The 13,635-nt window shown below is 69.9% G+C and carries 12 protein-coding genes; 6 read left to right on the top strand and 6 right to left on the bottom strand.

Annotation, left to right across the window (positions count from 1 at the left end; genetic code table 11):
* Window positions 1-51: 51 nt before the first annotated feature.
* Window positions 52-666: a (2Fe-2S)-binding protein gene (locus ACOCEP_RS00835; RefSeq protein WP_482335275.1), complete on the bottom strand. Its 615-nt coding sequence runs from the start codon at window positions 664-666 to the stop codon at window positions 52-54.
* Window positions 666-1,526: a putative RNA methyltransferase gene (locus ACOCEP_RS00830; RefSeq protein WP_482335274.1), complete on the bottom strand. Its 861-nt coding sequence runs from the start codon at window positions 1,524-1,526 to the stop codon at window positions 666-668. Before ACOCEP_RS00830 ends, ACOCEP_RS00835 begins: the two co-directional genes overlap by 1 nt.
* A 175-nt stretch (window positions 1,527-1,701) precedes the next feature.
* Between ACOCEP_RS00830 and ACOCEP_RS00825 the strand changes: the two genes are divergently transcribed.
* From ACOCEP_RS00825 to ku, 5 genes are all read left to right on the top strand, one after another.
* A complete protein-coding gene (locus ACOCEP_RS00825) occupies window positions 1,702-3,096 on the top strand; it encodes an ammonium transporter (RefSeq protein WP_482335273.1) in 1,395 nt (464 codons plus the stop codon).
* A complete protein-coding gene (locus ACOCEP_RS00820; protein ID WP_020630602.1) occupies window positions 3,093-3,431 on the top strand; it encodes a P-II family nitrogen regulator in 339 nt (112 codons plus the stop codon). The genes ACOCEP_RS00825 and ACOCEP_RS00820 overlap by 4 nt, the downstream gene beginning before the upstream one ends.
* Before the next feature lie 9 nt (window positions 3,432-3,440).
* Complete coding sequence (locus tag ACOCEP_RS00815) at window positions 3,441-5,756, top strand: [protein-PII] uridylyltransferase (RefSeq protein WP_482335272.1); 2,316 nt, start codon at window positions 3,441-3,443, stop codon at window positions 5,754-5,756.
* An 86-nt stretch (window positions 5,757-5,842) separates the two neighbouring features.
* Window positions 5,843-6,214, top strand: a complete 372-nt coding sequence (locus ACOCEP_RS00810) for a hypothetical protein (RefSeq protein WP_482335271.1) — start codon at window positions 5,843-5,845, stop codon at window positions 6,212-6,214.
* A gap of 50 nt (window positions 6,215-6,264) precedes the next feature.
* Window positions 6,265-7,110, top strand: coding sequence for a non-homologous end joining protein Ku (ku, locus tag ACOCEP_RS00805; RefSeq protein WP_482335270.1), 846 nt, complete (start codon window positions 6,265-6,267; stop codon window positions 7,108-7,110).
* 249 nt (window positions 7,111-7,359) lie between these two features.
* Here ku and ACOCEP_RS00800 read toward each other — a convergent pair whose 3' ends face one another.
* The 4 genes from ACOCEP_RS00800 to ACOCEP_RS00785 all read right to left on the bottom strand — a co-directional run bounded on the left by ACOCEP_RS00800 (window position 7,360) and on the right by ACOCEP_RS00785 (window position 12,455).
* Window positions 7,360-8,364, bottom strand: a complete 1,005-nt coding sequence (locus ACOCEP_RS00800) for an NlpC/P60 family protein (RefSeq protein ID WP_482335269.1) — start codon at window positions 8,362-8,364, stop codon at window positions 7,360-7,362.
* A 91-nt stretch (window positions 8,365-8,455) separates the two neighbouring features.
* Entirely contained in the window at window positions 8,456-8,938 is a 483-nt protein-coding gene (locus ACOCEP_RS00795) for a poly-gamma-glutamate biosynthesis protein PgsC/CapC (RefSeq protein ID WP_192740943.1), read from the bottom strand.
* The gene (pgsB, locus tag ACOCEP_RS00790; RefSeq protein ID WP_482335268.1) at window positions 8,938-10,119 is read right to left on the bottom strand and encodes a poly-gamma-glutamate synthase PgsB; all 1,182 of its coding nucleotides are present in this window, start codon (window positions 10,117-10,119) and stop codon (window positions 8,938-8,940) included. Before pgsB ends, ACOCEP_RS00795 begins: the two co-directional genes overlap by 1 nt.
* Entirely contained in the window at window positions 10,116-12,455 is a 2,340-nt protein-coding gene (locus ACOCEP_RS00785) for a HAMP domain-containing protein (RefSeq protein ID WP_482335267.1), read from the bottom strand. Before ACOCEP_RS00785 ends, pgsB begins: the two co-directional genes overlap by 4 nt.
* Window positions 12,456-12,646: 191 nt before the next feature.
* Here ACOCEP_RS00785 and ACOCEP_RS00780 point away from each other — a divergent pair, with 191 nt between their 5' ends.
* Window positions 12,647-13,555 (top strand): hypothetical protein, encoded by a 909-nt coding sequence (locus ACOCEP_RS00780; RefSeq protein ID WP_482335266.1) that lies wholly within the window; start codon window positions 12,647-12,649, stop codon window positions 13,553-13,555.
* Window positions 13,556-13,635: the final 80 nt, after the last annotated feature.

The following is a 13,635-nucleotide window of genomic DNA, read 5'->3' as shown; positions in this document are numbered from 1 at the left end:
TGCGGTACTTGCACGCGCAACTACCGCAACTAGAGGACGAAACGCGGCGCATTACCCGAGAGCGGCGCGCAGGCGCCGGTCCCGTTCCTCCGGGGTCTGCCGCGGGCAGCTGGTGCACTTCGGATTGCCCGCCTCGTAGATCAGGCAACAGGAAGCACGGCGTACCACGGTGTTCCGCCCGATCCGGGAGAACCGCGGCTCCGGCATCCCGAGCCCGATCGCGGCCACGAGCGGTGCCGCCAGCTCGGTCGCCCGTGCGGTGTCGCCGGTCCACAGCAGGCGGTTGCCGATCGAGTCGGTCGCGATCGCGCCCAGTGCGCGCGGATTCGCCCCCGTGACGGCCGAGATCGTGCCGATCGCCGTGCTCAGCGTCCCGGCGAACGCCGCACCCAGTTCGACGAGGCCGCCGTCGAGGACCCGTGAAGACCGAGCGCCGGTGAAGCGGCCGTCCGGGACGAGGTCGATCGTGAGGGCGTCGAGCGACGGATCCAGCGGCTCACCACGGACGAGCGACTCGACGGAGGGTGCGACGAGGACCGAAGACAGTGAGTACCACCAGATCGTGCCGAGCACTTCGGGCCGCGAGCAGCCGTAGAGTTTCGCGGCGCCGCCGATACGGGCGCTGACCCAGGCGGCGTCGGCGAGCAGGGTCGCGGGGGCCTCCATCAGGGCACCGGCCGGTACAGCGTGACACTGAACGACGTGGTGACGTCCACCGGCGCGCCGATCGCGTCGAGGCGTTCACGACGGCCGTCGCGGTGCAGGTGGTGCGCGCTCGGGCCCATCTCGACCACCTGGCGGATCCGGGCGGGCGCCAACGTCACCCGCTGGGTCACCTCGTGCCGCTCCACCCGGGTGAAGAGGGCGCCGAGGGTGTCCTCCAGCCGCGCGTCCTTGCCGCCGTCGACGGAGATCACCAGGTCGCCCAGTTCCCGGAGGTGTCCCGGATTCGGCGTCGCGACGACCAGCAGACCGTCCGCGGTCAGGACCCGGTGGAACTGCGAGGCGTTGCGCGGCGCGAAGACGTTGAGGATCAGCGACGCGCTCGAATCCGCCACCGGCCACGGTTCCCACAGATTCCACACGGCCGCGCCCGCGCGCGTGTGCGCGCGAGCGGCCCGGCGCAGGGCCACGGCGGACACGTCGAGCGCCAGTCCATGGGCGGCGGGGACGGCGTCGAGCACGTGCGCGAGGTAGTACCCCGTACCCGCCCCGGCATCGATGACCAACCCGTTCTCGACGTGCTCTGAAGCCACCTTCGCGAGGGCGTCCGCGAGAGGCAGGTAAACACCCGAAGAAAGGAGATCGACGCGGGCCGCGACCATCGGCGCGGTATCGGCCGTTCCGGCCGGGATGCGCGCATGCAGCAGATTGACGTAACCCTGCTTCGCTACGTCGAACGAGTGGCCCTGATCGCAACGCACCGTGCGCTCGGTTACCCCGACCGGGTCACCGCAGACCGAACACCGCAAGGACCGGACGATCGCCGGTGGCAGGGGGTCATGGCCGGATACTCGCGCGTTCATGGCCCTATTCGACCACGAGGTTTCGCAACCGGACAGAACGCACCTGGTCAGCGGAAACCTGGCCGTAACAACGCCGTACCGACAGTTCACGCGGGTGAAACCTGAATCGCCGCCCGAGGAAACACCGCGGTCCAAAGATTCCTGCGCAGTACACCCCAGGCACGGGAGGAAGATTGTGCTGAACGCAGGAGACACCGCATGGGTGTTGATCAGCGCCGCGCTGGTCATGCTCATGACACCGGGACTGGCGTTCTTCTACGGCGGCATGGTCCGCGCGAAGAGCGTCCTGAACATGTTGATGATGAACTTCATCGCGCTCGCCGTCGTCGGTGTCCTCTGGACGCTGTACGGCTTCACGATGGCGTTCGGCAACGACATCGGCGGAGGATTGCTCGGTAACTTCGACTTCGCCGGGCTCACGGACATCTCCGGCAAACTCGCCGGGTTCGCGACCGCCGCGACGAGCACCACGCCCGAGGTCCCCTGGCCCGGCGCGGACGCGTTGCCGCTCTTCGCCTTCGTGATGTTCCAGCTGATGTTCGCGATCATCACGCCCGCGCTGATCTCCGGTGCCATCGCCGACCGCGCCAAGTTCTGGGGCTGGACGCTGTTCGTCGCGGTGTGGGTGACCATCGTGTACTTCCCGGTCGCGCACTGGGTCTTCTCGTTCAACGGCTTCATCGGCGCGGATTCGGTCGGCGGCTGGATCGCCAACCAGCTCAAGGCGCTCGACTTCGCCGGCGGTACCGCGGTCCACATCAACGCCGGTGCCGCGGGCCTGGCGCTGGCGATCGTGCTCGGCAAGCGCAAGGGCTGGCCGAAGGGCACCGGACGCCCGCACAACGTCCCGTTCGTGCTGCTGGGCGCCGCGTTGCTGTGGTTCGGCTGGTACGGCTTCAACGCCGGTTCGTCGCTGGCCGCCAACGATCTCGCCGCCGTCGCGTTCACCAACACCACCGTCGCGACCGCCGCCGCCATCCTCGGCTGGCTGATCGTCGAACAGATCAAGGTGGGCAAGCCGACCACCCTCGGCGCCGCCTCCGGTGCCGTCGCCGGTCTCGTCGCGATCACCCCGGCGGCCGGTTTCGTCAGCCCGCTGGGCGCCATCGCCATCGGTCTCATCGCCGGTGCCCTGTGCGCCCTGGCGATCAGCCTCAAGTTCCGCTTCGGTTTCGACGACTCCCTCGACGTCGTCGGTGTCCACCTCGTGGGTGGTCTCGTCGGCACGCTGCTCATCGGTTTCTTCGGCACCACCAGCGTCAACTCGCTCGGCGTCGACGGCCTGTTCTACGGCGGCGGCCTCGGCCAGCTGGGCAAGCAGGCGCTCGCGGCGGCCGTCGTCCTCGGCTACTCGTTCGTGCTCACCTTCGTCATCGGCTGGGTGATCAAGAAGCTCGGCGGGTTCCGCGTCAGCGCGGAGGACGAGGTCGGTGGTATCGATGAGGCCCAGCACGCGGAAAGCGCGTACGACTTCACCGGATCGGGCGGTGGCCTCGGCCAGCCGAGCTCCATCCCGGTCAAGCCGTCCACCGGAAACGCGGCCACGAAACTCGAGGAGAGCAAGGCATGAAGCTGATCACCGCGATCGTGAAGCCGTTCACGCTCGACGACGTCCGCTCCGCGCTGGAGCAGCTGGGCGTGCTCGGCATGACGGTCAGCGAGGTGCAGGGCTACGGCAGGCAGAAGGGCCACACCGAGGTCTACCGGGGTGCCGAGTACTCCGTGGACTTCGTGGCGAAGCTGCGGGTCGAGGTCGTCACCGACGATTCCAACGTCGAGAAGGTGCTCGACGCGATCACCACCGCCGCGCACACCGGCAAGATCGGTGACGGCAAGATCTGGGTGACGCCGGTGGAGACGGTCATCCGGGTACGCACCGGCGAGCGCGGCTCGGACGCCCTATAGGCGTCACGGATGGCCGACGGGGGTGAACTGGTCAAGGCCACCGAGCGGTTGCTCGAGGGCAGGCACGGAAGGCTGGGGGCGTCCGCGTTGCGGGCGGCCCTGGTCGACCTCTACGAATTCTGGTTGGGCAAGGGCGCTTCGGCGGCCGGCGTCGACACCGCTGAACCCGGTGTCGCGCTGGCCGCCGTCGGCGGCCTGGGGCGCAGCGAGCTGGTGCCCTTCTCCGATCTCGACCTTTTGTTGCTGCACAACGGGAACTCGGGGGTCGGTGAGATCGCCGACGCCATCTGGTATCCGTTGTGGGACGCCAAGATCGGCCTGGATCACTCGGTGCGCACGCCGGGTGAGGCGCTGAAGGTCGCGTCCGAGGATCTGCGGACCGCGGTGGGGCTGCTCGACATCCGCCACATCGCCGGGGACGCCGAGATCACCGCCAGGCTGGCGGCCGCGGCGCGGGACCAGTGGCGGCGGACCGCCAGGAAGCGGATGGACGAACTGTCGGACGCGGTGCGTCAGCGCTGGGCCCGCAGTGGTGAGATCGCGCAGTCCGCCGAGCCGGATCTCAAGCACGGCCGGGGTGGGCTTCGCGACTTCGCCGTCTTGGAAGCACTGGCGGCGGCACAGCTGACGGCGAGACCCGGCGAGGAATTGCTGGCGGCGAAGAGCTTGCTGCTCGACGTCCGGACGGAACTGCGCCGGGAACTCCGCCGGGAGCGGGACATCCTCAGCGCGCCGGAGGCCGGGACGGTCGCGGGCGAGCTCGGGTTCGGTGACCGGTTCACCTTGGCGCGCAAGCTTTCCGGTGTCGGCCGGACGATCGCGTACGCGGTGGACGTGGCACTCCGGTCCACTGTGGAACCGCCGAAGGCGCGGTTCGGGCGGCGACCGGCGCGGACGCCGCTCGACGAGGGTGTCGTCCTGCACGGGAACGAGGTCGCGCTGGCGCGGGACGCCTTGCCCGCCAAGGATCCGGCCCTGCTGCTGCGGGTGGCCGCGGCGTCGGCGCGGATCCGCAAACCCATCGCGCACGGGACCCTGCGGACGCTCGCCGACACCGCGCCCGAACTGCGCGCGCCGTGGCCTGCCGACGCCCTCAAGGCGCTGGTGGAACTGCTCGGCGCGGGCGAGGGGCTCGTCGACGCGGTGGAGGCGTTGGATCGCACCGGCTTGTGGGCGCGCCTGTTCCCCGAATGGGGCGCGGTGCGGGATCTCCCGCCGAGGTCGCCGGTGCATTCCTGGACCGTCGACCGGCATCTCGTGCGGGCCGCGGTCGAGGCGTCGAAACTGACGACCACCGTTTCGCGGCCGGATCTGCTGCTGATCGGCGCGCTGCTGCACGACATCGGCAAGGGCCGCGACGCGGACCATTCCGAACTCGGCGCGAAGATCAGCGCACAGGTGGCGGCCCGGCTCGGGCTGACGGAAGCCGATTCGGCGCTGGTCGCGGCCATGGTCCGGCATCACCTGCTGCTGCCGCACACCGCGACACGGCGGGACATCAGCGATCCCGCCACGATCCAGCGCGTGACGAAGACGCTCGACGAGAACCTCGTCCTGCTGGAATTGCTGCACGCCCTGACGACGGCCGATTCACTGGCCACCGGACCGGGCGTGTGGACCGACTGGAAGGCGCGCCTGCTCGCCGAACTCGTGTCCGGCTGCGAAGAAGCGTTGCACGGCAAGGGTTTCGTGCCGCCGGAACCGATGGGCGCCGAACAACGTGAGCTCGTCGCCGAAGCGGTCGCGTCCGGCCGCGGCGAAGTGCGCATCACCGCCGCGGGCAAGGTCGTGACCGTGGTGCTGGCGGTCCCGGCCCGCGCGGAACTGCTGGCTCCCGCGGCCGGCGTGCTCGCGCTGAACTCGCTCGAGGTCCACGCGGCGGTGCTGCGCGGGCACGACGGGGGACGGGCGGGAGTCTTCACGGCGTCGCCGAAGTTCGGCTCGCTGCCCGACGTCACCCTGCTGCGTGAACAGTTCGCGCGGGCGGTGGCCGGAACGCTGCCGCTCACCCAGCGGCTCGCGGCGAAGGAACGGGACTACGGCGGAGGCGAGACGCCGTCGGCGGGAGCGAAGGTGATCTGGTTCGACGACGAGACCAGCGGGCACGACACGGTCGTGGTCGAACTACGGGCCGCGAACCGGATCGGGCTGCTGTACCGGGTCGCGGGCGCGCTGCGTCGCTGCGAGGCCGAGGTGCGCTGGGCGAAGGTGGCCACGCTCGGTGGCGCCGTCGTCGACTCGTTCGCCGTCGCGCCGCGGGCCGGCCGCGTCGACCAGGAGTGGCGGTCGAAGATCGAAGCCGCGCTGCTGGCTGCCGCTTCCTGACGTTCGGGGTGTCGCGCGTGTCACGGAAGGTGGCGGTGGCAGGATGTGCGCGGTCGAGACCTGACGGAGCCGGAGGGGGTGAGCGCGTGCCCGGTCCACAACGTGTCACGCTGCCGCCGACGGTCGTCGCCTCTCATCTGCGCGCGTGCGCGGACGACCTCGCCGTCTCCCTCGCCGCGTCCGGTCCCGCCGCGACCGTGCCCGAACTGCTCACGGTGGTACGGCACCTCGTCGCGGGTCAGCAGGCACTGGCCATCGCGCTCGAAGGTATGGCGGGCAGGGTCGAAGGGGGCGGGGAAGGCGCGTTGGCCACCGCCCCGATGGTCGACGTCGAGGTCGTCGCCGAAGTACTCCGGGCGGCGGCCACCGCTGTCGGCTGTTCGGCGGAGGCACTCGCGGAATCACGCCCGTCATTCGAATGTGTGAGCGAATCCGTTGCCCCTGACACCCGTTTGTAGCTGTCCCGCCCCTTCGGCGCGTCGATACGCTGACCAGGCGGAGGTGGGCGATGCGCGCGGTGTGGAAGGGCACGATCGGATTCGGGACCTACGCCATTCCGGTGAAGGCGTACAGCGCGACCGAAGAGCACAACGTCCCCCTCCATCAGGTGCACGAGCCCGATGGCGGCAGGGTGCGGGTGAAGTGGGTCTGCGAGGTCGACGGCGCCGAGGTACCCGCGCCCGAGATCGCCAAGGGATATCCCGTCCCCAACGGCGACGTCGTCCTGCTGACCGCCGGGGATTTCGCGTCGCTGCTCCCGCCGACCACCCGGTCGATGGACGTCGTCGGCTTCACCCCGGCCGATCAGGTCGACCCGATGTACTTCGCGCGCAGCTACTTCCTCGAGCCGGAGCCGGCCGGCACCAAGCCGTACGTGTTGTTGAGCGAAGCCCTGCAGCAGTCCGGACGGATCGCGATCGTGAAGGTGACCTTGCGGCAGCGCGAAACGCTGGGCGCGCTGCGTGTGTGGGACCAGGTGATCCTGCTCGAGACGATGTTGTGGCCCGACGAGATCCGGCGGCCCGACTTCCCGTTCCTGCACGAGGACGTCGATCTGCGGCGTGGGGAACTACGCAACGCGGTCTCGCTGATCGAGGACCTCACCCAGGATTTCGACCCCGGCCGATACACCGATCACTACCGCGAGGCGCTCGAAGCACTCGTCCAGGCGAAGGTGGACGGCGACGACGTCCTCCGGCCGACCGCCGCCGAACAGGCCGAAGGCGTGACGCGGCTGCTGGCGGCATTGCAGGGCCCGGTCGGGAAAGCCCAGGAAGCGGCGGACAAGGCACGCCAGGCGCGGACACGGGCGAAGCGCGCTGCGTCGTCGGCGTCGTCGGCCAAGACCAGTTGAGTAGATCTACTCAGGGGGAGTTGGGGGTCTTCACGCTGCCGTGACCCCGGGGTGACCAGGCAAGGTTAGGTCATCGCGCGGAGAGAGCGCGGGCAGCGAATCGCCTGGTACTGGGGGTCCGGCGATACCGAGTCCCGCGAAGCTCGCCAAGTGTGCTTACGGTCGGCTCGCGGGGAGGCGAGCCTTCCGTAGGGGCTCCGGTACCGGTCAGCGAGGGGCGACCGGTCCCGGAGCCCTGTTCGTGACCGATCAAAGCCGTTTGGCCGCGCGGAACGCCTTGGCGTAAGTACCGTCGCCGTCGATCAGCGACACGCCGCCGGCGTCGCCGAACGTCGGCCCGTTGGCGACCTTGCGGCTGGACAGCACCCGCCGCTTCCCCTCGTTGTCGATGCCGAGGTAGATCCCGGTGTGCGATACCCGCGGCCCGAGATGTGGTTCCAGATTGAAGAACAGGATGTCGCCGGGCTGCAGTGCCGAGTAGTCCGTCGCCTGTTTCCCGGTATCCGCGACCACTCGGGTCCCCGGACCGAGTTCGGACATCGCCCAGGCACGCCGTGGCAGCCCCGGCCCCTTCGTGTTGGTGCCGAGCAGCGGGTAGCCCGCGCGATAGCCGTAGACCATCCGCACGAAACCGGAACAGTCGAGTGAGCCGAAGCGGGCGGGCTCGGCCTTCTCGTGCTTGTCGGGGAAAGCCCAGTCGACGCCGAGGAAATCGTAGAAGTCCGACTTCTCGAGCCGTCCTTCGGCACTGTCGGGGCCGAAGGACGCGTCGCCAGCGATCCGGAGCTTCTTGGACTTCTGGGCCGCCGAGCCGTCGGTGTACTGCAACGCGATGTCGAGAAGGTCCGGCGAGGTGTCACCGACGGCCTTGGACAACCAGTCGCGTGACCACGGTTCCTTCTCCGCGCCCTCCTTCCAGGGCTGCGGCGCGAACCGGATCCAGGTCGACGAGGTGATCGTGGCCTCGGTGAACTTCGGCTCGGTGAAGGTCCGGCTCCGGCCGGTCAGCATGACCGTGCGCGAGCCGTCGGTGAACGACGCCAGCTGGGTGCCGGCCGAATCCCGGACGATGGTCCTGGCGGGGGCGGCGAGCCGTTCGTACGAGTACCCGCCCGCCGCTGCCGCGCCCGGCGTCCCCGCGGACGCGGACATGGCGGTGATGTCCTGTTTTTCCTGCTTCGCGACGTAGAACGCGGCTGTCCCGGACACACCGATCACCGCGACCAGGACACCGATCCGGATTGCCTTGCGCATCGCCGAGACCTCAGCTTCTGTTGGTGTGGAAAGGGCGCCCTGCCACAGCGATAGCGGGGCCTTCGGCAGGGCGGGTTCACTCACCGAGACCTCACAACGTGGGGACCAGCCCGACCAGCACCCCGCTGATCAGGATCGCGTAACTGGCGAGACTGACCCCCGCGGTGGCGAAGACGGTCGCCGCCGGAGGCTGCCGGACCAGTTGGTAGGCGACCAGACCGGGCACCACGAAACCGAGGGTCTGGTGGACGAACAGCAACGGGAAGTCGGCTTGGAGGACGAGCAGCAAGGTCGTCTGCAACACGACCCCGAGCAGCACCACCGCGGCGAACAACCGCTTGCCGTAGAGGATCACCACGCGTTGCAGCACCTTCGTACCCGCGTATGTCAGCGCGGTCATCAGCACGATGATCGCCGCTCGCCGGAAGTCCTCGACGATGGTCAAGGCGATCCAGCCGGGCGTGATCATCCCGCCGGGGGACAGGTTCGTCGTCAGGTAGCAGACCAGTGACAGCAGCAGTCCAATGGCGAGCCCGATGGTGGCGACCTCGGCGGAGAGGGAGGTGGTGAGCATCAGGAGGCGACCGTTTCCAGTTTGGCGAGTTCGTCGATGAGCAGTTCGCCCTGTCCGTGGATGTTGCCGATGGCGACCAGCGACGCCTGCCGGTCGATGCCGCCGATGATCTCGCGCAGCAGCTCTTCGGGACGCCGTGAGCCGCCGAGGTCGAGGACCCGGTCGTGCCACTCGCTCGGGATCGCGGTCCGCGCGCTGCGGGTCGGGTCGCCGATCAGCACCACGCGCTCCGGGGCGATGCGGGGGATCAGCGCGCCCATCTGGCCGTTGCGCTCGACCCGGTCGGGGCGGCAGTTGATGATCACGTGCAGGGGATCGGCGATCGCGCCTTGGGCACGGAGCTGGTCGATGTTCATCAACGTCGATTCGGGGTCGTTCGCGGCGAAGACGTTCGCGAACCGCAGTCTGCGCCGCCCCGCGCGGTAGTGGTGGACCTGAAGGACTCCTGGGTCGGGCGGCGCGGTCCACATGCCTTCGAGCGCCAGCCCCCGGTTGACCTTGAGCAGATCGGCCACGGCCAGCGCGATCGCCACGTTCTCCTTGAACGTGATCCAGCTGAACCCGCGCATCTCCTCGTCGGTGACCGACTCGGGATCGACGGCGATCAGACGGCAGTTCCGCTTGTCCGCCTCCTCCTGGAGGATCGCGAGCCGGTCCTTCTCCGCGGTGAGGCAGATCCCGCCGACCGGCATCGAGCGGCTCAGCGAGCGGGCCACGTCGTCCAGGGTCGGGCCCATTTCGGCGAGGTGATCCTCCCGGACGTTGCAGAGGACACCGATGGTGGAGCGGATCAGCTTGCTCTGGTTGATCTCCTGGAGATCCGGCATCACCGCCATGCATTCGATCACCAGCGCGTCCGGCCGGTACGCGGCGGCGCGGCGGACGATACCGATCTGCTCGACGACGTTGGCGATGCCGAACTTGCGGTAAACCGGTTCTTCGCTGCCGTCGGGGTGGATGAAGCGGGCCGCGGTGCCGGTGGTCTTCGCGGCCGTCACCAGCCCGCCGCCGCGCAGCGCTCCCGCGCAGAGACGGGTGATCGACGATTTGCCGCGGATGCCGTTGACCAGCACCCGCGTCGGGATGCTGTGGAGGTTGCGGTAGTGGTTGCGTTGCTCGAAGATCCCGGCGGCCAGCATCGCCACCGACGCGGTGAGCAGCACGAAGTAGAGAAACGTCACTTCGGGTTCCGGCCTTGTCCGACCAGCCGCCTCGGCGGCTCTTGAGGTTCGTGCCGCCGCGCCGGGCGACGGGATGGGAGCCGTCCTTCCGGACGGCGAACGGCTTCCGAGGGCTTCTCCGGCAGATCCTTCACACGCCGGAGCAGTTTGGTCTCGTCGGTCGCCGCGCCGGCCGGGCGGCGGACCTCACCGAGGCGGGCCTTGCCGTCGGTCAGCGCCTGGCGGCAGATCTCGACGCAGGACGCGATGGTGCCGATCTCGTCCTGGCGCTGCGGGTACACCACGGCCCCCAGCCCGACGCCCTTGGCGATCGGCACGGCGGATTCGGCGATCCGGCGCAGCGGCAGCACGACGACCAGCAGGTGCCAGGCGTACGACATCAGCGCGACGACGGCGGTGAGGAGCGCGGCGACGCGGGCACCCGCCCGCACGGTGTTGTCCGCGACGCCGAGCGACCCGATCGGCTGTTCGGCGACGACGACCCAGTTCAGCGCGGCGGCGTTGCCGTCGTCGGCGAGGCGCTCGGCCGCCACGAGGGTCGTGGCGGTGGTTTCACGGGCGTCCTCGCCGGACCGCGCGGTGGTGATGTTCTTGACCAGCAAGGGATCGGTGAGTTCGGAGAAGGCGAAGTAGCCCTCGGTGTCGGCGATGGTGCGCCTGCCTTCGTCGACCACCCGGACGCGTCCGCCCGCCGACTCGAGCACCGAAGCCATCCGCGGCACGTCGAATTCGCCGACCAGCACGGTGGTCGACTTCGGCACGTGCGCGAAGGCGTAGACCACGGGCACCCGGCCGCTGGTGTTGTGCTGGCGCAGACCGGCACCGTCGGGGAGCTTGCCCGGATCGCGCAGGGATTCGCGCCCGGCCCGTTGGAGTTCCCCGCCTTCGGCGTCGGCGAGGTAGACGCTGCGGAACCGGCTTTCGCTCGTGGCGAGCCGGTCGAGCATGCCGTGCAGCTGGTCCGGTTTCTTGTCCGCGCTGAGCCGGGCGACGGCCCGCAGGTCGCCGAGCCCCTGGGAGAGGCTGCGGCGCAAGGTGTCGGTCGTATGCGCGACGCGGTCGCCGTACTCGCTGAGCATGCTGGGCGACACGGCGGCGTGCTGGCGGCCGAGCGTCGCGGCGACGGCGACCGACCAGCCCAGCAGCATCAGCGAGACGAGCGCGATGACGAGATGGGCGGAGAGGAACGGCTTGAGTTCGGTGCGGGGCCTGCGCCGGCCGAGCTTCGCCCGATAGCGCTCGACAGCCCGGGTCAGCCGGTTCACTTCGCGGATGCGGGACTGACGGACCGGCCGGTCGAGTACGCCCGCCGCGACGGCGAGCGCGTCGGCGCGCAGGCGCAGGATCGGGGCGACGAGCGCGCGGCGCAGCAGCACGAAGCCGGCGATGGCGATGACCAGCAGGACGGCCGCCGGGATCAACCCCGGCCAGCGCGCGGGTACCGGCTCGACAGGGAAGCGGCTGAACGTGACCGCGGCCAGCCCGAGGCTGCCCTCGACGCCGTCCGAGGCGACCGGTGCGAAGGCCACGACCGGCGCCGTCCGCCGGTCCGGCTTGGCCGGGTCGGCCCCGGAGTCGCCGGTGAACACACCCGACTCCCCGGCGGCCGCGGCGGCGCCGGCGCGGGCGAGGAGATCCTGGGCGGTCCGATCGTCCTTGGGCGCCTCGGTGCCGTGAGAGTGGAGCAGCGTGCCGTCCGGGGTGACCAGCCTGAGCTGTTCCTTGATGTCCTTGTCCAGTTCCGGCGCGGCCCCGCGCAGCACGGTGGAGACGACGAGGAGCCGTCCGGCACGGGCACCGGAGAGCGGGAGCGCGGTGAGGACGAGCGGGGTGCCGCCGGGACGGGCGATCGGGCGGACCGTGAGCTTCTGGACGGCGATGCCCCGGAGGTTCTCGACGGCCACCGGCTCGCCGTGCGTCGCCAGTACCTTCCGCGCGGCGGGATCGAAGACGACGATGCCGCGCCAGTCCGGGTAGGTCTCGCCGAGGCGGTCGAGGACAGCGTCGTCGTCGGCGTTGTCGAACACGCCGGAGCCGGTCGCGACCTGCAGGTCGCCGGCGGCGGTGGTGGCCGACGTGGCCAGCGCCTGCGCGAGGGCGGCGGTCGCGCGTCGCCGGCTTTCGGTGACCTCGTCCGGGACGACGTCGGCCGCTTTCGCGCCGAGCGCCGAAAACGGCCCGGCCGTCGACAGGTACAGAGCGGTGAAGGCCGTGATCATCAGGAGCAGGACGAGGCCCGTCGCGGACGCGACCTTCACGCCGCGCGGGAATCCCGCCTCCGGGATCTGGTCGCGAAGCCGCGCCACCGGATCGAGCCGGTCCTTCTGCCGAGTCACTGACCCCCAGGCCTTTCGGTTTTACGATCGGGGAGATCGGGGAGAGCACTGCCCGGTCGGGCGCTAGCGGAACCTGCACCCGATCGGGTCACGGGCAGATATCGAAACTGCCGTCGGTGACGGTACAACTCCCCTCAAAGGGGTGAAAGCGCGGCATGGGTTACCTATTCGAGTGAGTCGGTAGGCTCCGCATGGTGATCAGCCGAAACCGGATGTGGCTCAGCGTGATCAGCGTGGGCGTCGCGCTCGCCTTGGTGCTGACAGTCGTGCTGGTCCTCGGCGGCGACGAGTCACCGAAGCCCCGCCCTGTCCCGGAGAACGATCTGGGTGCCGCTGTCGCCGACCTCACGTCCGGGCTTTCCGCCGAGCAGGACTACCGCTCGCCGAAAGCCGACGAACGTCGTATGGCCGCCGCCGGCTTCGGCGCGCTGATCGACCGCGCGGAGCCGGCCGATCTCGCAAAGCTCGGGTTCTCGGTGCGAGACGGGGTGGACCCGGAGACCGGGCGGCCGTACACGATCGCCATGAACGAGCCCGGGACCGAGCGGGCGTGGGGGATGTATCTGATCGACCGCTCCGCTCCGCCCTCACTGGTCATCGAGGTTCCGCATCCCGCGTCCGACCTTCGGACGGAACTGTTCGGTCTCGACTACTTCCGTCAGGTGCCGGGCGCGGTGCTGCTGATCGCGGGCGCGCACCGGAAGGCCGACGACGGTCGAGCCGACGTGGCGCACGAGGTGGATTCGGTGTTCCACGCGGTGGCCGTCACGCTCGCCGGGCGGGGGATGACGCAGGTCCAGTTGCACGGCTTCGACGACCAGAACATGCCGGACGACGACATCGTGGTGTCGTCCGGCGCGACGGTGGCGGGGGACCCGGCCCGGCGCGCGGCCGACCGGCTCGAAGCGGGCGGATTCGCCGTCTGCCGGGCGTGGACGTCGTCGTGCGGCGCGCTGGAGGGGACGAAGAACGTCCAGGGCAAGGCCGCGGCCGAGGGCGGGTCGGCCTTCCTGCATGTGGAGATGAGCCGCACCGTCCGCGAGGCCGGCCCCACCGGCGTGATCCGTGCCCTCACCGAAGCCGACCTCCGCAAGCCCTGAGCCGTCCGCAACCGCGTCAAACGCCGACTTCGAACACCGACTACCCTGGAAAGCCGCCGGTCCGTACCGGCGAGCCACAA

The sequence above is a fragment of the Amycolatopsis sp. CA-211722 genome (genome assembly GCF_056828465.1).
The sequence above is the reverse complement of the archived record's forward strand: the minus strand, read 5'-3'. Positions and strand labels throughout refer to the sequence as shown.

Bases quoted from the DNA above. Each gene is read 5' to 3' on its own strand.
- ACOCEP_RS00835 (WP_482335275.1), bottom strand. From the start codon at position 666: ATGGAGGCCCCCGCGACCCTGCTCGCCGACGCCGCCTGGGTCAGCGCC.
- ACOCEP_RS00830 (WP_482335274.1), bottom strand. From the start codon at position 1,526: ATGAACGCGCGAGTATCCGGCCATGACCCCCTGCCACCGGCGATCGTC.
- ACOCEP_RS00820 (WP_020630602.1), top strand. From the start codon at position 3,093: ATGAAGCTGATCACCGCGATCGTGAAGCCGTTCACGCTCGACGACGTC.
- ACOCEP_RS00815 (WP_482335272.1), top strand. From the start codon at position 3,441: ATGGCCGACGGGGGTGAACTGGTCAAGGCCACCGAGCGGTTGCTCGAG.
- ku (WP_482335270.1), top strand. From the start codon at position 6,265: ATGCGCGCGGTGTGGAAGGGCACGATCGGATTCGGGACCTACGCCATT.
- ACOCEP_RS00800 (WP_482335269.1), bottom strand. From the start codon at position 8,364: ATGCGCAAGGCAATCCGGATCGGTGTCCTGGTCGCGGTGATCGGTGTG.
- ACOCEP_RS00795 (WP_192740943.1), bottom strand. From the start codon at position 8,938: ATGCTCACCACCTCCCTCTCCGCCGAGGTCGCCACCATCGGGCTCGCC.
- ACOCEP_RS00780 (WP_482335266.1), top strand. From the start codon at position 12,647: ATGGTGATCAGCCGAAACCGGATGTGGCTCAGCGTGATCAGCGTGGGC.